We start from the raw sequence: 20,361 nt of genomic DNA on the forward strand, positions 1-20,361 counted from the left end.
CCACTACCGGGTTCGCGTTACTGGCGGCGTACCGCCTGCACCACCGACAGGCGGCGCAGGCGGCGCATCACTTCGGCCAGGTGGTTGCGGTCGCGCACCTGGATGTTGAATGCCAGCACGGCGGCGTTGAAGTCGCGGTCCAGGTAGTCCACGCGCTCGATGTTGGAGTGGCTTTGCGCGATGGCGGCCGCCAGCTGCGCCAGCACGCCGGTGCCGTTCTCCACTTCCACCACCAGCGAGGTGTCGTAGTCGCCGGAAACGGTGGTGTCCCAGCCGATCGGCACCCAGCGCTCGGGCGACTTGCGCAGCTCGGCCAGGTTCGGGCAGTCCATGCGGTGTACCACGATGCCCTTGCCGGCGGTGTGGTAGCCCATGATCTCGTCGCCGGGAATCGGCTGGCAGCAGCCGGCGAAGGTGACCACGCCACGCTCGCTGCCGTTGATCAGGATCTTTTCCTGCGAATGGTGGCGCGAATGCGGGCCACCGCGCAGTTCGGCGTAGGCCATCAGTGCCTGCGCGGCCTGGGTCGGCATCCAGTTGCCCAGCGCCACCTCGGCCAGCAGGGCTTCCAGGCGCGGGAAGCGGTGTTCGGTGAGGAACGCATCGAGGCGCCCCTTCGGCAGCCGTTCCAGCGAGGAATCCATCGCTTCCAGCGCGCGGTCCAGCATGCGGTGGCCCAGTTGCACGGCGTCCTCGTGCTCCAGCTGCTTGAGCTGGTGGCGGATGGCGGTGCGTGCCTTGCTGGTGACCACGAATTCCAGCCACTGCGGTTTCGGCGTGGCCGAGCGTGCGGTGATGATCTCCACCGACTGACCGGACACCAGCTTGGTGCGCAGCGGCACCAGCTTCTTGTCCACGCGCGAGGCCACTGCCATGTTGCCGACATCGGTATGCACGGCGTAGGCGAAATCGAGCGCGGTGGAGTTGCGCGGCAGGGCCAGGATCTTGCCCTTCGGGGTGAACAGGTAGACCTCGTCCGGGAACAGGTCGACCTTGACGTTGTCGAGGAACTCCAGCGAAGAACCGGCGGCGCGCTGCGAATCGATCAGCTCGACGATCCAGGCATGCGCGCGGCTCTGCGCACTGTTGGGCGTATCACCACCGAACTTGTAGGTCCAGTGCGCGGCCACGCCGCGCTCGGCGATCAGGTCCATCTCCTCGGTACGGATCTGCACTTCGATCGGCGAGCCGTAGGGCCCGAACAGCACGGTGTGCAGCGACTGGTAACCGTTGGCCTTGGGAATGGCGATGAAATCGCGGAAGCGGCCATCGAGCGGCTTGAAGGTGGCATGCACCGAGCCCAGCGCGTGGTAGCAGCTGGGCACGCTGCGCACCACCAGGCGGAAGCCGAACACGTCCATCACCTGGTCGAAGGATTTGTTCTCGTCGCGCATCTTGTTGTAGATGCTCCACGGGGTCTTGATGCGGCTGATCAGCCGATGCTCGATCCCTTCCTTGGCCAGGCGCTGCGACAGCTGCACTTCCACCTGCGCCATCGCCTCGCGGCGCACCACCGGCTGGCTGCGGATGTGCTTTTCAATGATGGCGTGGCGCCACGGATACAGCGCCTTGAAACCGAGGTTCTGCAGTTCGCTCTTGACCAGGCTCATGCCCAGGCGCTGGGCGATGGGCGCATAGATCTCCAGCGTCTCGCGGGCGATGCGGCCACGCGCTTCGCGGCTCTGTGCACCCAGCGTGCGCATGTTGTGCAGGCGGTCGGCCAGCTTGATCATGATCACGCGCAGGTCGCGCGACATCGCCAACAGCATCTTGCGGAAGCTCTCGGCGGCCGCTTCCTGGCGGTCGCGGAACTTCAGCTTGTCCAGCTTGGTCACGCCGTCGACCAGCTCGGCCACGGCTTCGCCGAACTCGGCGGCCAGTGCCTCACGGGTCAGCGGGGTGTCTTCGATGGTGTCGTGCAGGATCGCGGCGATCAGCGCTTCCACGTCCAGGCCGAGCTCGGCCAGCACCTGCGCCACGGCCACCGGATGGGTGATATAGGGCTCGCCCGACTTGCGCGTCTGCCCGGCGTGCGCGGCGGCTCCGACTTCCCAGGCACGGCGCAGCAGCGGCAGCTGTTCCGGCGGCAGGTAATGGGCGGCGCGTTCAAGCTGGAGGACGTAGTCGGGTACGGCGGCAGCGGGGGCTGCGGCGACCTTGGCAGTGGGGCCTGGGTTCATGCCCGAAGCCTATTCCAGCGCGACGTTTACGGCAAATCCTGAATGCGAAACAGCCCGCACGGGGCGGGCTGTTCGGCGATCCAGCAATGACGTTGATCGATGCGATCAATCGTCGTTCTTGGACATGTCTTCGTCGGCGACCACTTCGGCGGCGGCCCACTCCAGCGCTTCGCGCTCGGCGCGCTCACGCTCGGCCTTCTCGACTTCGTCGATCAGCGCGTTGTCGATCTTGCGGGCGGCGATTTCGCGCAGCGCCAGCACGGTCGGCTTGTCCTCGGTCTCGCTGTTGTCCAGCGTGGCCTGCACGCCGTTGGCGAGCTGGCGGGCACGCTTGGAAGCCATCATGACCAGTTCGAAACGGTTGTTAACGACTTCCAGGCAATCTTCTACGGTGATGCGGGCCATACGGGCTCCCGGCGACCGGTCGGCCGCTCAGTCGAATGAGGGAAAGGGGACGGAGTGTACTGGCAGGGGCTGGACAAAATCAAGCCAACCCCCACCCGATTCTTTTGGAATCAGTCAGTTGCGCCCGGATCGGGGGTCAACAGGGCCTGGATCAGGCCGGCGTGGCGGACCTTCTGGGCCTCCCGGCGCAGGCGGCTGGCGGTGAAGATGGCGCACAGCTCGTCCACGGCCGTGTCGAACACCTCGTTGACGATGACGTAGTCGAACTCGTTGAAGTGCAGCATTTCATCGCGGGCCGCGCCCAGGCGCTGGGCGATGACCGCCTCGCTGTCCTGGCCGCGCTTGCGCATGCGGTCCTGCAGGGCCTGCTTGGACGGCGGCAGGATGAACACGGTGACCGTGCCCGGCACCAGCTGGCGCACCTGCTGCGCCCCCTGCCAATCGATTTCCAGCAGCACGTCCTGGCCGGCGGCCAGCTGCGGCTCCACCGACTGCCGGGCGGTGCCCTTCCAGTCGCCGTGCACCCAGGCATGCTCGAAGAAGTCGCCGGCGGCGATCATTTCCTCGAACTTCTCCGCAGAGACGAAATGGTAGTGCTGGCCGTTCACTTCACCGGGGCGCATCGCGCGCGAGGTGAAGGAGATCGACAGCGCGATCTGCGGGTCACGCGCCAGGGTGGCATTAACGATGCTGCTCTTGCCGGCGCCGGACGGGGCGGCAACGATGTACAGCGTGCCGCGCGCAACGGCGTCCGACGGCTTCGACGGGGCGCTCATGCGGCGGATCCAACGGGTTGATTTCGCAAAATTTTTCCTCGGTGTTCCAGATCCGGCGCGGAGGATCGCGCCAGGACGGCGGGGGCTGCGCGGAACATCCTGGAACCAGGCCCGGCAGACGCTTCCCCGGGGTACGGGCACGCAACTTTACCAGAGCGGCCCCGTTGCGCGCCCGCCCGGCAGGCGCCGGGCCTTGTGCCACATGGACGTGCGGGGGCCTGTGCTATAACCGGGCCGTACCCAACGACAGCCCGGAGGCCTGCGCCTCCCCGCCATCCCAGGAGAACGGCATGCCATCGATGAGCCGCCGCCAGTTCCTGAAAGTGACCGGGACAACCCTGGTCGGCTCCAGCCTGGCATTGATGGGCTTCGCGCCCGGCATCGCGCTCGCGGAGGTCCGGCAGTACAAGCTGACCCGCGCGACCGAGACCCGCAACACCTGCACCTACTGTTCGGTGGCCTGCGGCATCCTGATGTACAGCCTCGGCGATGGCGCCAAGAACGCCGAGCCGAGCATCTTCCACATCGAGGGCGACCCGGACCATCCGGTGAACCGCGGCACGCTGTGCCCGAAGGGTGCCGGCCTGGCCGACATCATCCACAGCAAGTCGCGCCTGCTCTACCCCGAGTACCGCGCGCCGGGCTCGAACGAGTGGAAGCGGCTGAGCTGGGACGATGCGCTGGACCGCATCGCGCGGCTGATGAAGGAAGACCGCGACGCCAACTTCGTGCAGAAGAACGAGGCCGGGCAGACGGTCAACCGCTGGTTGACCACCGGCATGCTGGCGGCTTCGGCCACCAGCAATGAGACTGCGGTGCTGACCCACAAGGTCGTGCGCTCGCTTGGCATGCTGGCATTCGACAACCAGGCACGTGTCTGACACGGCCCGACGGTGGCAGGTCTTGCCCCGACGCTAGGCCGTGGTGCGATGACGAATCACTGGGTCGACATCAAGAATGCCGACCTGATCCTGATCATGGGTGGCAATGCCGCCGAGGCGCACCCGTGCGGGTTCAAATGGGTGACCGAGGCCAAGGCACACAACAAGGCACGCCTGATCGTGGTCGATCCGCGCTTCAACCGCTCGGCCGCGGTGGCCGACGTGTACGCGCCGATCCGCACCGGCACCGACATCGTGTTCCTGGGTGGCCTGATCAACTACCTGTTGACCGAGGACCGCATCCAGCACGAGTACGTGCTGAACTACACCGACATGTCGTTCCTGGTGAAGGACGAATTCGCCTTCAAGGACGGCCTGTATTCGGGCTACAACGAAGAGAAGCGCAGCTACGACCGCTCCAGCTGGGATTACGTGTACGGCGATGACGGTTTCGTGCGCAGCGACCCGACGCTGAAGGATCCGCGCTGCGTCTACACCCTGCTCAAGCAGCACTACGCGCGCTACACCGTGGAGATGGTCGAGCGCATCTGCGGCACGCCCGCCGACAGCATCCGCCAGGTCTGGGAGATGATCGCGTCCACCGCCGGCAAGGACAAGGCGATGACCATCCTGTACGCGCTGGGCTGGACGCAGCACTCGATCGGCGCGCAGAACGTGCGTGCCGGCACCATGGTGCAGCTACTGCTGGGCAACATCGGCGTGGCCGGTGGTGGCATGAACGCCTTGCGCGGGCATTCCAACATCCAGGGCCTGACCGACATCGGGCTGATGTCCGACCTGCTGCCCGGCTACCTGACGTTGCCGAAACAGGACGAGCAGGACTACGACGCGTACATCGCCAAGCGCACGCAGAAGCCGCTGCGCGCCAACCAGATGTCGTTCTGGCAGAACTACCCGAAGTTCCACGTCAGCCTGATGAAATCGTGGTGGGGTGACGCCGCCACCGCCGACAACAACTGGTGCTTCGACCATCTGCCCAAGCTCGACAAGCCGTACGACATGCTGCAGGCGTACGAGCTGATGAACGAAGGCAAGATCCACGGCTACATCTGCCAGGGCTTCAACCCGCTGGCCTCGGCGCCGAACAAGGGCAAGCTGATCAGCGCGTTCTCCAAGCTGAAGTTCATGGTCAGCATGGACCCGCTGGAAACCGAGACCATCGCGTTCTGGCAGAACCACGGTGCGTTGAACGATGTTGATCCCAGCGCGATCCAGACCGAGGTGTTCCGCCTGCCGACCACCTCGTTCGCCGAGGAGAACGGCGCGGTGGTGAATTCCTCGCGCTGGCTGCAGTGGCACTGGAAGGGCGCCAACCCGCCGGGCGAAGCGCGCAGCGACATCGAGATCATGTCCGAGCTGTTCCATCGCATCAAGGCGATGTACGAGAAGGACGGCGGCGCCTGGTGGGAGCCCGTGCGCGACCTGGCCTGGAAGTATTCCAACCCCGAAGCACCGACGCCGGAAGAACTGGCGATGGAATACAACGGCAAGGCGCTGGTGGATGTGTTCGACCCGAAGGATCCAACCAGGCTGGTGCGCAAGGCCGGCGAGCAGCTGGCCGCGTTCGGCGACCTGCGCGACGACGGCAGCACCTCCTCCGGCTGCTGGATCTACATCGGCGCCTGGGGCCCGACCGGCAACATGATGGCGCGGCGCGACAACAGTGACCCGACCGGCATCGGCAATACCCTGGGCTGGGCCTGGGCGTGGCCGGCCAACCGCCGCGTCATGTACAACCGCGCCTCCTGTGACATGGCCGGGCAACCGTTCGATCCGCGGCGCACGCTGCTGGCCTGGAACGGGAAAAACTGGGGCAGCGTGGACGTGCCGGACTTCAAGGCCGACGAAGATCCGGCCGGCGGCATGGGCCCGTTCATCATGAATCCGGAAGGCATCGCCCGCTTCTTCGCCAAGGCCGGCATGGCCGAAGGGCCGTTCCCGGAGCACTACGAACCGTTCGATACGCCGCTGCGCAGCAACCCGCTCAGCCCCGGCCAGGCGCAGACGCTGAACAACCCGGCCGCGCGCGTGTTCGCCAGCGACCGCGCACAGATCGGTTCGCCGGACGAGTTCCCGCACGTGGCCACCACCTACCGCCTGACCGAGCATTTCCACTTCTGGACCAAGCACGGCAAGCTCAACGCCATCATCCAGCCCGAGCAGTTCGTCGAGATCGGTGCCGCACTGGCCGACGAGCTGGGCATCAACAACGGCAGCCGCGTGCGCGTGAGTTCCAAGCGCGGCCACATCGAAGCCGTTGCGATGGTGACCAAGCGCATCAAGGCCCTGCAGATCGATGGAAAGACCGTGCACCAGGTGGGCATACCGATCCACTGGGGTTTCCTCGGTGCAGCCAAGCCCGGCTACATCGCCAATACGCTGACCAACGCCATCGGTGACGGCAACTCGCAGACGCCCGAATCGAAGTGCATCCTGGTCAAGGTCGAGAAGGTGTAGGAGACACGCCATGTCACTGCAATCGCTGGACATCATCCGCCGCTCGGCCACCACCACGCCCTCGCCGGAGGCGCGTGGTGCACACACCGGCCAGGTCGCAAAGCTGATCGACGTGAGCAAGTGCATCGGCTGCAAGGCCTGCCAGGTCGCGTGCATGGAGTGGAACGACCTGCGCGACGAGGTCGGCAGCTGCGTCGGCAGCTACGACAATCCGCCGGACCTGAGCGACCAGTCGTGGACGGTGATGAAGTTCCGCGAATACGAGTACGAGAAGGGCAAGCTGGAGTGGCTGATCCGCAAGGAAGGCTGCATGCACTGCAGCGACCCGGGCTGCCTGAAGGCCTGCCCGTCGCCCGGCGCGATCATCCAGTACGCCAACGGCATTGTCGACTTCCAGGAAGAGAACTGCATCGGCTGCGGCTACTGCGTCACCGGCTGCCCGTTCGATGTGCCGCGCATCTCCAAGAAGGACCACAAGGCCTACAAGTGCACGCTGTGTTCGGACCGGGTGGCAGTGGGCCAGGAACCGGCCTGCGTGAAGACCTGCCCGACCGGCGCGATCACCTTCGGCAGCAAGCAGGCGATGACCGAACATGCCGCCGGCCGCGTCGAAGACCTGAAATCACGCGGTTACGGGAACGCCGGCCTGTACGACCCGCAGGGCGTCGGTGGCACCCACGTGATGTACGTGCTGCAGCACGTGGACAAGCCCGAACTGTATGCCGACCTGCCCAAGGACCCGCGCATCAGCCCGATGGTGGAGGTCTGGAAGGGCGTGGCCAAGCCCTTGGGCGTGCTGGCGATCGCCGCCACCGCCTTCGCTGGGTTCCTGCATTACATCGGCATCGGCCGCAATACGGTCAATGACGAGGAAGAAGAGGAAGCCGAACACGAGGCGAAGAAGATCGAAGAGGAGCAGCGGCCATGAAGTACGCACCGCACCCGCGACAGATCATCCGCTACCGCGCGCCGACCCGCATCAACCACTGGATCGTGGCGATCTGCTTCGTGCTGACGGCCTTGTCCGGCCTGGCCCTGTTCCACCCTGCCCTGTTTCCGCTGACCCAGCTGTTCGGCGGCGGGCCGTGGACGCGCATCCTGCATCCGTTCATCGGCCTGGCGATGGTGGTGGGCTTTGCACTGCTGGCCTTGCGCATGTGGCGCGATAATCTGCCGACCGCCGACGATGGCAAGTGGATTCGCGGCATGCGCGATGTGCTGCGCAACGAGGACGAGAAGCTGCCGCCAGTGGGCCGTTTCAATGCCGGCCAGAAACTGCTGTTCTGGGCCATCATCGGTTGTCTGTCGGCGCTGCTGCTGACCGGCTTCGTGATCTGGCGGCAGTATTTCAGTCATTTCTTCCCGATCGGGGTGATCCGCTTCTCGGTGCTTGCCCATGCGCTGTTCGGCTGGGTGCTGATCTGCGCGATCGTGGTGCACATCTATGCGGCGATCTGGATCAAGGGGTCGGTGCGGGCGATGACCCAGGGCAAGGTGACCTACGGGTGGGCGTACAAGCATCACCGGCAATGGTTCCGGGACATCCTGCGCGGGCGTCGGGAACAGGGTTAACGGCAGGGCCTGCGGCCCTGCACCCGCAGAATCAACGTCAACATCAACATCAACGTCAAAAGCTGGCTGTACGTGGGATGGCGGGGCATTGTGGATTTGCGGGGACGCCGTGAAGCCATCCCTGGGGGCTTGGCCGCGGCATCCATGCCGCGGACACCCCGCAAACCCACAGTGCCCCGCCCTCGACAGTTTTCCGCTGCTGTTGGTGGGTGTCGACCTTGGTCGACACGATGAACACGGCAACAACCGATGGGGTCAGATCCGTTTTCCTATGGAAAACGGATCTGACCCCAACCATTTCAAACGGCCGGCAACACGCTGGACGCCAGCGCCGACAACGGCGAGGATGGAGGCTGGTTCTTCCGGCTGGCCCTGCATGGCGCAACGCATCCTTGAACCCGGTGAGATCGAGACGCTCGCCTCGCGCGATGTCCCGCGCATCATCCTGCCCAATGTCACTTCCCTGTTCGCCGAGCGCGCGACGCGCCTGCGCAGCCTGGCCGCGCACAGCGCCATCGGCGGCTACCTGCAGCTGCTGGCGGCGTTGGCCGATGCACAGCAGGCAGTGCTCGACGAGCTGACACCGCAGCAGTGCGAGGCGCTGCAAGCGCAGGCGCGCGCGCAGCAATCGAGTGCGGCAGCCGGTGCCGGCATGCCATTGCGGCCGGCCAATACCCTGCAACTCGATGGCTGCTGGCGCAACTGGCTGCGCACGCTGTGCCAGCACTGTGCCGACGAAGCCGGGCTGCCGGCGGAAACCCGACTGGAACTGCAGCGCGTGGCCGCTGCCGATGACGCGTGGCTGGATGCGCAGGCGCATGCCGTGCTGGAGCGTGATGACGCGCCATCGGTGGACGCGGTTGCGGCGCTGCTGGTGATGAACGCACTGCAGGTCTACTGGGCGGTGCTCGCGGCCAGCTTCCGCCCCACCGACCTCAGGCCGCTGGCGGATGCACCTGGGCTGTGCCCGCTGTGTGGCACGTTGCCGGTGGCCAGCATGGTGCAGGCGCGTCCGCCCTACGCCTCCTATCGCTACCTGTCGTGCTCGCTGTGCGCCTGCCAGTGGCACTACGTACGCGTGCAGTGCAGCCAGTGCGGTGCCGCGGGCAAGGACATTGCGTATCGCGCCCTGGCCGAGGTGGACGGCGACAGCGGCGAGGCGGTGCGCGAAAGTGCGGTGCGCGCCGAAACCTGCGACCACTGCCACAGCTATCGCAAGATCCTGTATCTGGAGAAGAACCCGTCACTGGAGCCGGTGGCTGATGACCTCGGCACGCTGGCGCTGGATCTGCTGCTGGCCGAGGAAGGCTATGCGCGCGCCAGCCAGAATCCGCTGCTGTGGCAATCCGACGGCGACTGACCGATGGCTGCCATGTCCCCCGCCCCGGCATCGGCCGCCGCCCTGCCCTCGCTGGACCGCTTGCTGCGCCTGCCTGCACTGGCGGCGCTGATCGAAGGCCACGGCCGCAGCCGCATCACCCAGCTGCTGCGTTCGCACCTGCAGGAACTGCGCGAACGCATCACCGCCACGCAGCTTTCAGCCGAACAGTTGCAGCGTGCCATCGACGGCCCGGCGCTGGTCGCGGCACTCGATGCCCGGCTTGCCGCCGACGCGCGCCTGGACCTGCAGCCGATGTTCAACCTGACCGGCACCGTGCTGCACACCAACCTCGGGCGTGCCCTGTTGCCCGAGGCCGCGGTACAGGCGGTGACCCGCGTGATGGCCGCGCCGGTCGATCTGGAATTCGACATCTCCCGTGGTCGTCGCGGCGACCGCGATACGCGGGTGCAGGCGCTGGTCTGCGAGCTGACCGGCGCCGAAGCCGCCACCGTGGTCAACAACAATGCAGCTGCGGTCCTGCTGCTGCTCAACAGCCTGGCCAATCGCCGCGAAGTGGTGGTGTCGCGCGGCGAACTGGTGGAGATCGGCGGTGCCTTCCGCATTCCCGATGTGATGCGCAGCGCCGGCGCGCGGCTGCTGGAAGTAGGCACCACCAACCGCACCCACCCGGCCGACTTCGCCAATGCCATCAGCGCGCGCACCGCGCTGCTGATGGAGGTGCATGCCAGCAACTACGCGATCACGGGCTTCACTGCCAAAGTTGACACTGCGACGATGGCGGGCGTCGCGCACGAGCATGGCCTGCCGCTGGTCGTGGACCTGGGCAGTGGCAGCCTGTGCGATCTGTCCACGTTCGGCCTGCCGCACGAACCCACCGTGCAGGAAACGCTGGCGGCTGGCGCCGATCTGGTTTCGTTCAGCGGCGACAAGCTGCTGGGCGGGCCCCAGGCCGGCATCATCGCCGGCCGTGCGGACCTGATTGCGCGGATCAACCGCAACCCGCTCAAGCGGGCACTGCGCATGGACAAGATGGGCCTGGCCGCGCTGGAAGCGGTGCTGGCCCTGTACCGCGAACCGGAGCTGCTGGCACAGCGGCTGCCGACCCTGCGCACCCTGTCACGCACGCACGACGATGTTTCTGCGCAGGCGCAGCGCCTGCTGCAGCCGGTGCGCGCCGGACTGGCTGCAGACTACAGCGTCGAATGCGTAGCGATGCACAGCCAGATCGGCAGCGGCGCCCAGCCACAGGCCCAGCTGGCCAGCGCCGGACTGCGCATTACCAGCGCGCGCCGTGGCGGACTGGATCGCCTGGCCAAGCGCTTGCGTCAGCTGCCGCGACCCGTGCTGGGCCGCATTGCCGATGACGCGCTGTGGCTGGACCTGCGCTGCCTGGAACCGGCCGACGAAGCCGTCTTCCTGGCCCAATGGAGCGCGCTGCAGGCATGATCGTCGGCACCGCCGGGCATATCGACCATGGCAAGACACGCCTGGTGCTGGCACTGACCGGCATCGAAACCGATCGCCTGCAGGAAGAGCGTACGCGCGGCATTTCCATCGAGCTGGGCTATGCCTATGTTCCGGTGGAAGCCGCGGACGGCGAAGACCCCGCAACCACGCTGGGCTTCGTTGACGTGCCCGGCCACGAGCGCTTCGTGCATACGATGGTGGCCGGTGCGACCGGCATCGATGTTGCCCTGCTGGTGATCGCCGCCGACGACGGCGTGATGCCGCAGACCCGCGAGCATCTGGCGATCCTGCAGCTGCTGGGCGTGGACCGTGGCGCTGTGGCCCTGACCAAGATCGACCGCGTGGATGCCGCGCGCCTGGCCCGGGTCGAGATCGAGATCGCGGCCCTGCTGGCCGGCACGCCGCTGCAGGATTCCCCTGTGTTCACCTGCAACAGCACCGTACCCGGCGATGCTGGCATCAACGCGCTGCGTGCCCACCTGCATGCCTGGGCCGCAGGCGATGCCAGCGCGCGGCAAGCCAGGCTGCGCGGCGAGCTGTTCCGCATGCCGGTGGACCGCGTGTTCTCGCTGGCCGGGCACGGCACGCTGGTGACCGGCGCGGTGCACGGCGGTATCGCCACTGTTGGCGAGCATCTGCAGCTGATGCCGCCCGCCACCGACGTGCGCGTGCGAAGCATCCACGCGCAGAACCAGGCCAGTGACCACGCAATGGCAGGGCAACGCTGCGCGCTGAACCTGGCCGCCATCGCCCGCGACGACATCCACCGCGGCGACTGGATCGCCGACCCGCGCGCACTGCTGGCCACCACCCGCGTTGATGTGCGCCTGCGGCTTTCCGCGCTGGCACCACCACTGCGCGACCGGGTGCCGCTGCACATCCACTGGGGCACGATGCACCGGCAGGCCCATGTGGTGCTGCTGGAAGACCATGACCTCGGCAATGGCCAGCTCGTGCAGCTGGTGTTCGACGCGCCGGTCTGCGCGATGTGCGGCGATCGTTTCATTGCCCGGGATTCGGCGGCATCCCGTACGCTGGGCGGTGGCATCGTGCTCGATCCGGACCCGCCACAGCGGCGTCGGCGCAGTCCTGCACGGCTCGCATGGCTGGGAGCACTGGAGCAACTGGCCGAGGGTGCGGGAATCGGTCCACTGTTGCAGCAGGCGCCCTTCGGCATTGCCATGGCCGCGCTGCAGCGCTATTGCCGGCGCGCCGCCGACCAGATCAATCTGCCTGCAGACGCGCAGCGTATTGCCACCCGCGAAGACACCGTGATCATCCTCGCCTCGCACTGGCAGGCATTGCGCGAGCAGGTGATCACCTCGCTGCGTGGATGGCATGGGCGACGCCCGGACGAACCCGGCGTCGACAGCGGGCGCCTGCAGCGCAGTACGCTGCCCTCGCTTGCAGCGAGCCTCTGGAATGCGCTGCTGCAGGACCTGCTGGCCGATGGCACGCTGCAGCGCGTGGGCGCGTGGTGGCGCCTGCCCGGCCATGACCATGCGCCACCGGAACGCGAACGCCTTCTGCTGGAACGCGTGCTGCCGCAACTGCACGCCGGTGGCTTCGATCCACCGTGGGTGCGCCCCCTGGCCGCCGACGCCGGACTGGCCGAAGACGAGGTCCGCGCCGTCCTGCGTCGCGCCGCCGCACGTGGTGAACTGTTCCAGGTGGTACCGGACCTGTTCTATGCGCCAACCCGCATTGCCGAGCTGGCCGCGATCGTCGCGCAGCTGTCACAGGCCAGCGGCACGGTGGATGCGGCAGCCTTCCGCGATGCCATCGGCCTGGGCCGCAAGCGCAGCATCCAGATCTTGGAGTTCTTCAATCGCGTTGGCTACACTCGACGCGTCGGTGACCAGCATCGGCCGCGTGGCGATCTGCAATGGAACGCAGCCCGCGACTGAGTCGACCGGTACCGCGGCACTTTCGGAAGGCATGCGCATCCGGGCATGCGGCTGGGCTTCAAACCCAGTAGGGGGCGTCGATCGTTCCCTGGTAGGTTCGACTCCTGCTGCCTTCCGCCATTCGTGTTTCCGCAGGAGATGTCGGCATGGCCACGTACGCGCAGTCCCCCGCCCCTTCAACGGCCGATGCCCCGCAACGACTGACCTCGCTGGCGCATGGCGGCGGCTGCGGCTGCAAGATCGCGCCGGGCGTACTGTCCGAACTGCTGCGTGGCGTGCCAGCGCTTCCGGCACCGGCTGAACTGCTGGTCGGCCGCGAGACCAGCGACGACGCAGCGGTGTACCGCCTTGATGACCGCCAGGCGATCGTCGCCACCACCGATTTCTTCATGCCGATTGTCGACGACCCGTTCGACTTCGGCCGCATCGCCGCCACCAATGCGCTGTCGGACCTGTACGCGATGGGCGCGCGGCCATTGTTCGCGCTGGCCATCGTCGGCATGCCGATCAACACCCTGGCGCAGGACACCATCCGCGGCATCCTGCAGGGCGGTGAACGCGCCTGCGCCGACGCAGGCATCGTGGTCGCTGGTGGCCACAGCATCGATTCGGTGGAACCCATCTATGGGCTGGCCGCGATCGGCGTGCTCGATCCGCAACGCCTCAAGCGCAATGCCGATGCCCGCGCCGGCGATGTGCTGGTGCTGGGCAAGCCGTTGGGCGTGGGCGTGTATTCGTCGGCACTGAAAAAAGAAGTGCTGGACGCCGACGGCTACCGGCAGATGATCGAGTCGACCACCCGCCTGAACACCGTGGGCATTCCGCTGGCCGCGCTGGACGGCGTGCATGCCATGACCGACGTCACCGGCTTCGGCCTGCTCGGCCACCTGCTGGAAGTGTGCCGCGCCAGTGGTGTCGCCGCCGAAGTGGACAGTGCACGGGTGCCGCTGCTGCCGCAGACCCTGGACCTGCTGCAGCGTGGCTGCGTGACCGGCGCCTCCAACCGCAACTGGGCCTCGTATGGCGCCGAGGTGCGCTTCGCCGAGGGCTTGGCCGCCCACTGGCAGCCACTGCTGACCGACCCGCAGACCAGCGGCGGCCTGCTGGTGTCCTGTGCCCCGGAGGCGGTGGATGCGGTGCTGGCCTGCTTCCACGATGCGGGGTTCGGCCAGGCAGTCGTGATCGGCGGCTTGAGCGCTGGAACACCGGGCATCAGCGTGCGCTGATGCGCTGAAACGACAAGGGCGCCCGAAGGCGCCCCTGCTGTATCGCTGGATCCAACATCACTCGATGTTCTGCACCTGTTCGCGGATCTGGTCGATCAGCACCTTCAGCTCCACCGCGGCATTGGACGTGCGGCTGTCCACCGACTTCGACCCCAGCGTATTGGCTTCGCGGTTGAACTCCTGCAGCAGGAAGTCCAGGCGGCGGCCGACCGGCTCGCGCTGCTTGAGCACGCGGCGGATCTCGACGATGTGGCTGCCCAGCCGGTCCAGTTCTTCATCCACGTCCAGCTTCTGCAGCCACAGCACCAGCTCCTGCTCGGCACGACCCGGGTCGACCGGGTGCGGCAGGTCGGCCAGGCGGGCGGCCAGCTTGGCGCGCTGGCCGTCGCGAATGGCCGGAATCAAGGTGCGCACTTCGGTGGCGATGCGTTCGATGCCGTCCACGCGCTCGCTGATGGCCGCAGACAACTTGCCGCCTTCGCGCTCACGGGCCTCGACGAAGCCGTCCAGCACCTGGTCCAGCAGGGCCAGTGCCTCGACCTGCAGGGCGGCGGCATCAGTGGCCTCGCCACGGGTCACGCCCGGCAGCTGCAGCAGGTCGGTGAAGCTGACCTGCAGGTTGGGGAAATCGGAGGTCAGGCGGTGCGCCAGGCGGCCCAGCTGACCCAGCAGGGCCTCGTCCACCTGCAGGTTGGCGGCCGCTTCCGGCGCGCGCAGGCGCATCACCAGATCCAGCTTGCCGCGGCTCAGGCGTGCGGCGATACGCTCGCGCAGCTGCGGCTCGAGCGCCCGCAGTTCCTCGGGCAGGCGGGTGCCGACCTCCAGGAAGCGGTGGTTGACCGAGCGCAGCTCGCAGCCCAGCGTGCCCCACGGGGTGACCCGCTCGCCGCCGGCGTAGGCGGTCATGCTTCGAATCATGGATTGTGTCCGGTGCGTGCAAAGGGGGAATGGTACCCTAGCGCCCTCACCAGAGCCCCCTTGCCCGCCCCGTGAAGGCCGCGGGCGTGGCGGCGTACTCCCTCGCCATTACGGAACCCGCACCATGTCCGATTCCCGCCCCAGCGGCCGCCAGCCCGACCAGCTCCGCCCGGTCGTCATCCAACGCGGCTTCACCCGCCACGCCGAAGGTTCGGTGCTGGTGTGCTTCGGTGAAACCCGTGTGCTGTGCACCGCCAGCGTCGAGAACCGCGTGCCGGGCTTCCTGCGCGGCAAGGGTGAGGGCTGGGTCACCGCCGAGTACGGCATGCTGCCGCGCGCCACCCACACCCGCAGCGACCGTGAAGCGGCCCGTGGCAAGCAGGGTGGCCGTACGCTGGAGATCCAGCGCCTGATCGGCCGCAGCCTGCGCGCCTGCGTGGACCGCAACGCGCTGGGCGAGCGCACCATCACCCTCGACTGCGATGTGCTGCAGGCCGACGGTGGCACCCGCACCGCCGCCATCACCGGCGCCTACGTGGCCCTGGTCGATGCGGTGAACGTGCTGATGAAGCGCGGCGACATCAAGCGCAACCCGATCCTGGGCGCGGTGGCGGCGGTGTCGGTGGGCGTGTACCGCGGCACCCCGGTGCTGGACCTGGATTACGCCGAAGACAGCGACTGCGACACCGACATGAACGTGGTCATGAATGACGGCGGCGGCTTCATCGAGCTGCAGGGCACCGCCGAAGGCCATGCCTTCCGTCGCGATGAGCTGGACGCGCTGCTGGGCCTGGCCGAAAAGGGCGTGGGCGAGCTGCTGGCTGCACAGCAGGCGGCGCTGTCGGCATGAACCGCCGGATCGCGCTGACCACCCTCGTGGTGGCCGACTATGACGAAGCCATCGCCTGGTACACCGGCAAGCTCGGCTTCGCGCTGCTGGAAGACGTCGACCAGGGCCACAAGCGCTGGGTCGTGGTCGGGCCGACCGACGGCAGTGCCGCTGCCCTGCTGCTGGCGCGCGCCAGCGACGACGCGCAGCGCAGCCGCATCGGCAACCAGACCGGCGGCCGCGTCGCCTTTTTCCTCAACACCGACGACTTCCACCGCGACCACGCGGCGATGCTGGCCGCCGGCGTCGAGTTCCTGGAAGCGCCGCGCGAAGAACCCTATGCAACGGTCGCGGTGTTCCGCGATCTGTATGGCAACACCTGGGACCTGCTGGAGCCCCGTCAATGAAGAAACTGGTACTGGCCAGCCACAACGCCGGCAAGCTGGTGGAGATGCAGGAGATCCTCGCCGACCTGCCGCTGCAGATCACCTCGGCCGCCGAACTGGGCCTAGGCGATGTGGAAGAAACCGGCCTGACCTTCGTCGAGAACGCGCTGCTGAAGGCACGCGCGGCCTGCGAAGCGACCGGCCTGCCGGCGCTGGCCGATGATTCGGGCCTGATCGTCGATGCCCTCGGCGGTGCGCCGGGCCTGTACAGCGCGCGCTATGCCGGCCACCCGACCAACGCGGCGGCCAACAACGCCAAGCTGCTGGACGCGATGGCCGATGTTCCCGACGGCCAGCGCAGCGCCCGCTTCTATGCCGTGATCGTGCTGCTGCGCCACGCCACCGACCCGCAGCCGCTGATCTGCGAAGGCCGTTGGGAGGGCCAGATCATCCGTGAACTGCGCGGCACGAATGGTTTCGGCTACAACCCGGTGTTCCTGGACACCACCCACGGCCTGACCGCCGCGGAGATGGAGCCGGCACTGAAGAACGCCATCAGCCACCGTGCCCTTGCCCTGCAGCAGCTCAAGCAGCAGCTGGCGACGCTGTACTGACGCCACCCGATCGAACCAGGGAAGCCGGCCAGCGGCCGGCACTACCGAAGAAGCCCATGCCGCACGCCCACGACCACTGCAACCACCTGCCCGGCGAAGCCTGCTCCGCTGACCACGACAGCGCGCCGCAACTGGTGCCGCCGCCGCTGTCGCTGTACGTGCACCTGCCATGGTGCGTGCGCAAATGCCCGTACTGCGATTTCAATTCGCACCAGGCCAAGGGCGAGCTGCCGTTCGATGCCTACATCGATGCACTGCTGCGCGACCTGGACCAGGACCTTCCGCTGGTCTGGGGCCGGGTGGTGCACAGCGTGTTCTTCGGTGGCGGCACCCCCAGCCTGTTCCCGCCGGAGGGGATCGACCGCTTCCTGCAGCAGGCCAGCGCGCGCCTGCGCTTCGCGCCCAATGCCGAAATCACCCTGGAAACCAACCCGGGCACGGCCGAGCATGGCCGTTTCGACCGCTACCGCGCGGCCGGCGTGAACCGCCTCAGCTTCGGCATCCAGAGTTTCGACGATGCCATGCTCAAGCGCCTGGGCCGCATCCACGACAGTGGCGAAGCCGAGCGCGCGGTGAAGATGGCGCAGGACGCGGGCTACGACAACTTCAACATCGACCTGATGTACGCGCTGCCGGAACAGACCGTGGCCGGTGCCGAGGCCGACCTGGAGCGCGCCTTCGCGCTGCAGCCGGCGCACATCTCGCATTACCAGCTGACCCTGGAACCGAACACGGTGTTCTTCGCGCGGCCGCCGCAGGGCATTCCCGATGAAGACAACGCCTGGGACATGCAGGAACACTGCCAGGCGCTGCTCGCGCAGGCCGGCTACGGCCAGTACGAAGTCAGCGCCTACGCCCGCCCCGGCCGGCAGAGCGCGCACAACCTGAACTACTGGCGTTTCGGCGATTACCTGGGCATTGGTGCCGGTGCGCACGGCAAGATCAGTTCCGGTGCAGAGGAACACGTGCTGCGGCGCTGGAAACTGAAGCACCCGCAGGCCTACCTGGACAGCGCGGGTACCCCGGCCTCGTTCGGTGGCGACGATGTGATCGCGCCGGAGCGCCTGCCGTTCGAGTACATGCTGAACCTGCTGCGCCTGCACGAAGGTTTCAGCCTGCGCGATTTCGAATCGCGTACCGGGCTGCCGCGCAGCGTGCTGGACGCACCACTGGCCGAGGCCGTCCAGCGCGGCTGGCTGCAGCTGGCGGATGGCCATGTGCAGCCGACCGAACTGGGCCGCCGCTTCACCAACGATGTGGTGAGCCTGTTCCTGGAGGAATAAGCCTTCCGCCGCAAGGGGTGGTGCCGGCCGCDGGCCGGCAATCCGATKAAGACAGCGCTGCCGGCCAGCGGCCGGCACTACGTTCATCCGTCGGCCCCGCCCAGCGAACGAGAGACACGTTCAGCCTAAAGTAGCGCCGACATCGGCCGACACGGTAGATTCACCAGATCGATCCGCGGGAATCCGGGTACCGCTCGCAGATGTCAGCTGTCTTCTCCACAACCCCTGCCGACAAAGCACGCCTGGCTGCGGCCGACCTGCCGCCGCGGGTACGCGAACTGCTGGGCGCGTTGATCGGCCTCTGCCGGCAGACCCTGGCCGCGCCCCTGATCCTTACCGTTGAAGCGCTGGAACAAGCGCTGCTGCACGACGCGGATCGCGCGCGCAATCCCATGCAGCAGGCGGACCTGATGGCCCAGCGCGGCCAGCTGCATGCCTTCGCCGGTCATTTCCCTGATCGCATGCTCGACGCAGTCGCCGAATCCCTGGCACGCCTGCGTGACCCTGCGGCGGCGGCGCCGGCGCTTTCCACGCCACCACCGCTGCCCGGCATGCTGGGCCTGTCCCTGGTCGCCGAACACGATGTCGACCGCGATCTGCTGCTGACCGAGATGGTGCGGCGCGAAACCCTGCGTTCAACCAACTCGCTGAACCTGCTGGGCCAGCGGTTGGGCGTACTCGCCGCTGCGCCGGCATTCGAGACCGACGCCCTGCCCCTTGCACCGCAGGCCTTGTGTGCAATGGTGCGCAGGCTGGCCGAACAGGACGGTCTCAGCACCGAAGTGCAGCTGGCGCTGTACCGCAGCTTCGAACGCCAGGTACTGGAGCGCCTGGGCGATGTACTCGACCGCGCCAACGCCCTGCTGTCCCAGCAGGGCGTCCTGCCCGGGCTGGTCTACACCCCTTACCTGGCACGCTCGGCGAGCACGCGGCGCATCATCACCCAGTCGGTGGGTGGTGGCCGCGCGACGCAGCCCGCCAAACGTGCCGCAGCGCCGCTGACCGGCTGGAACGGGCCGGCCCCCTCCGGCTCGTGGTCGAACCTGCTGCAGGATGCGGTCAGCGACAGTGGTACCGTCGGCTCGGCCATCCCCGGGCTGACCACCTCCGCCGGCAGCGCCTTGCATGAACTGCTGCAGCAGGCCCGGCAGGCCGGCGCAGCGCCCGCGCAGAGCGTCGCCGTGCCCAGCGCCGCCGTGGATGCCGTACTCGCGCGACTGCAGGCCCAGTCCAGCGCCGCCACCGGCGTTGCCGATCTGCAGGCGGCCGTTGTCGCCCAGCTCCGCAGCGAACATGGCGCACAGGCGCAGCTCGGCAGCCATGACCGTGACAACCTCGACCTGCTGCGCCTGCTGATGCAGCAGGTGCAGCAGCAGCAACGCCCTGACCCGGTGCCGGCAGCCCTGCTGGCGCGCCTGCAGGTGCCACTGGCGCGCGCCGCCATGGCCGACCCCGGCTTCTTCGTGCGTGACGAGCACCCCGCCCGCGAACTGCTCAACCAGGTCGCCGAAGCCGGCGCCAGCTGGCTGGGCGATGATGATGTCGATCCGCAGCTGCTGCAGCGCATGGCGCAGAGCGTGCAGGGCCTGCTGGGCCAGGATGTCCGTACCCCGGAAGCCTTCGCCACCGCCAGCGAGGACGTGCAACAGCACCAGCGTGCGGCGGTTCATCGCGCCGAGCTGGCCGAACGCCGCCACGTCGAAGCCGCGCGCGGCAAGGAACGCCTGGAACTGGCCCGGCGCCAGGCCAATGCACAGATCGACCAGTGCTGTGATGCGCAGGCACCGCCGCGCTTCGTGCAGACGCTGCTGCGCCAGGCCTGGGCCGATGCCCTCACCCTGACCCGCCTGCGCCACGGCGATGATTCACCGCAATGGCAGGAACGCCTGCAACAGACCCAGCGCATTGCAGCGGTGACCGCGCAGGCTGTGGACGCCCCCGGTGGTACCGATGCGGCACTGGCCGGCGACGTGGAAGCCGCGCTGGTACAGGTGGGCTACCACGCCGAGGAAGCCGCCGCGGTCGCGCGCAGGCTGGCGACACCCGGCGGCGAGGATGACAGCACCTCGCGTACCGAACTCAGCGCGCGCCTGAAGG

General features: G+C 67.5%; 16 protein-coding genes and 1 tRNA gene. 13 read left to right on the top strand and 4 right to left on the bottom strand.

What is annotated here, in order from left to right; genetic code table 11:
• Positions 1–17: 17 nt before the first annotated feature.
• From D7T59_RS13000 to gmk, 3 genes are all read right to left on the bottom strand, one after another.
• Positions 18–2,180 (bottom strand): RelA/SpoT family protein, encoded by a 2,163-nt coding sequence (locus D7T59_RS13000; RefSeq protein WP_180852609.1) that lies wholly within the window; start codon positions 2,178–2,180, stop codon positions 18–20.
• A gap of 105 nt (positions 2,181–2,285) precedes the next feature.
• Entirely contained in the window at positions 2,286–2,585 is a 300-nt protein-coding gene (gene rpoZ, locus D7T59_RS13005) for a DNA-directed RNA polymerase subunit omega (RefSeq protein WP_005410877.1), read from the bottom strand.
• 110 nt (positions 2,586–2,695) lie between these two features.
• A complete protein-coding gene (gmk, locus tag D7T59_RS13010) occupies positions 2,696–3,361 on the bottom strand; it encodes a guanylate kinase (protein ID WP_014038334.1) in 666 nt (221 codons plus the stop codon).
• 290 nt (positions 3,362–3,651) lie between these two features.
• Between gmk and fdnG the strand changes: the two genes are divergently transcribed.
• From fdnG to selD, 8 genes are all read left to right on the top strand, one after another.
• Positions 3,652–6,720, top strand: a complete 3,069-nt coding sequence (gene fdnG / locus D7T59_RS13015; protein ID WP_180852610.1) for a formate dehydrogenase-N subunit alpha — start codon at positions 3,652–3,654, stop codon at positions 6,718–6,720.
• 10 nt (positions 6,721–6,730) lie between these two features.
• Positions 6,731–7,648 carry a formate dehydrogenase subunit beta gene (gene fdxH, locus D7T59_RS13020; RefSeq protein ID WP_180852611.1) on the top strand — a complete coding sequence of 306 codons (918 nt, stop codon included), beginning with the start codon at positions 6,731–6,733 and terminating at the stop codon, positions 7,646–7,648.
• The gene (locus tag D7T59_RS13025) at positions 7,645–8,292 is read left to right on the top strand and encodes a formate dehydrogenase subunit gamma (protein WP_180852612.1); all 648 of its coding nucleotides are present in this window, start codon (positions 7,645–7,647) and stop codon (positions 8,290–8,292) included. The genes fdxH and D7T59_RS13025 overlap by 4 nt, the downstream gene beginning before the upstream one ends.
• Positions 8,293–8,668: 376 nt before the next feature.
• Complete coding sequence (gene fdhE, locus D7T59_RS13030; protein WP_180852613.1) at positions 8,669–9,652, top strand: formate dehydrogenase accessory protein FdhE; 984 nt, start codon at positions 8,669–8,671, stop codon at positions 9,650–9,652.
• A gap of 3 nt (positions 9,653–9,655) precedes the next feature.
• On the top strand, positions 9,656–11,080 hold the full coding sequence (gene selA, locus D7T59_RS13035; protein ID WP_180852614.1) for an L-seryl-tRNA(Sec) selenium transferase: 1,425 nt from the start codon (positions 9,656–9,658) through the stop codon (positions 11,078–11,080).
• Positions 11,077–13,008 carry a selenocysteine-specific translation elongation factor gene (gene selB, locus D7T59_RS13040; protein ID WP_180852615.1) on the top strand — a complete coding sequence of 644 codons (1,932 nt, stop codon included), beginning with the start codon at positions 11,077–11,079 and terminating at the stop codon, positions 13,006–13,008. The genes selA and selB overlap by 4 nt, the downstream gene beginning before the upstream one ends.
• 24 nt (positions 13,009–13,032) lie before the next feature.
• Positions 13,033–13,128: transfer RNA gene (locus D7T59_RS13045), tRNA-Sec, on the top strand.
• Between the two features lie 26 nt (positions 13,129–13,154).
• The gene (selD, locus tag D7T59_RS13050) at positions 13,155–14,234 is read left to right on the top strand and encodes a selenide, water dikinase SelD (RefSeq protein ID WP_180852616.1); all 1,080 of its coding nucleotides are present in this window, start codon (positions 13,155–13,157) and stop codon (positions 14,232–14,234) included.
• A gap of 57 nt (positions 14,235–14,291) precedes the next feature.
• Here the strand turns inward: selD and D7T59_RS13055 are convergent, their stop codons facing one another.
• Positions 14,292–15,152 (bottom strand): YicC/YloC family endoribonuclease, encoded by an 861-nt coding sequence (locus D7T59_RS13055; protein WP_019661992.1) that lies wholly within the window; start codon positions 15,150–15,152, stop codon positions 14,292–14,294.
• 124 nt (positions 15,153–15,276) lie between these two features.
• Here D7T59_RS13055 and rph point away from each other — a divergent pair, with 124 nt between their 5' ends.
• From rph to D7T59_RS13080, 5 genes are all read left to right on the top strand, one after another.
• The gene (rph, locus tag D7T59_RS13060; RefSeq protein ID WP_005410889.1) at positions 15,277–16,002 is read left to right on the top strand and encodes a ribonuclease PH; all 726 of its coding nucleotides are present in this window, start codon (positions 15,277–15,279) and stop codon (positions 16,000–16,002) included.
• Positions 15,999–16,388 carry a VOC family protein gene (locus D7T59_RS13065; protein WP_164138460.1) on the top strand — a complete coding sequence of 130 codons (390 nt, stop codon included), beginning with the start codon at positions 15,999–16,001 and terminating at the stop codon, positions 16,386–16,388. Before rph ends, D7T59_RS13065 begins: the two co-directional genes overlap by 4 nt.
• Positions 16,385–16,981 carry an RdgB/HAM1 family non-canonical purine NTP pyrophosphatase gene (gene rdgB, locus D7T59_RS13070; protein ID WP_111202675.1) on the top strand — a complete coding sequence of 199 codons (597 nt, stop codon included), beginning with the start codon at positions 16,385–16,387 and terminating at the stop codon, positions 16,979–16,981. The genes D7T59_RS13065 and rdgB overlap by 4 nt, the downstream gene beginning before the upstream one ends.
• A gap of 56 nt (positions 16,982–17,037) precedes the next feature.
• Positions 17,038–18,264 (top strand): radical SAM family heme chaperone HemW, encoded by a 1,227-nt coding sequence (gene hemW / locus D7T59_RS13075; protein ID WP_258013126.1) that lies wholly within the window; start codon positions 17,038–17,040, stop codon positions 18,262–18,264.
• A 200-nt stretch (positions 18,265–18,464) separates the two neighbouring features.
• Positions 18,465–20,361 (top strand): DUF1631 family protein (locus D7T59_RS13080; protein WP_180880420.1); only part of this gene is annotated, 1,897 nt, incomplete at its 3' end.

It is taken from the genome of Stenotrophomonas maltophilia (assembly GCF_013464915.1).
Taxonomy (GTDB): domain Bacteria; phylum Pseudomonadota; class Gammaproteobacteria; order Xanthomonadales; family Xanthomonadaceae; genus Stenotrophomonas; species Stenotrophomonas maltophilia_AT.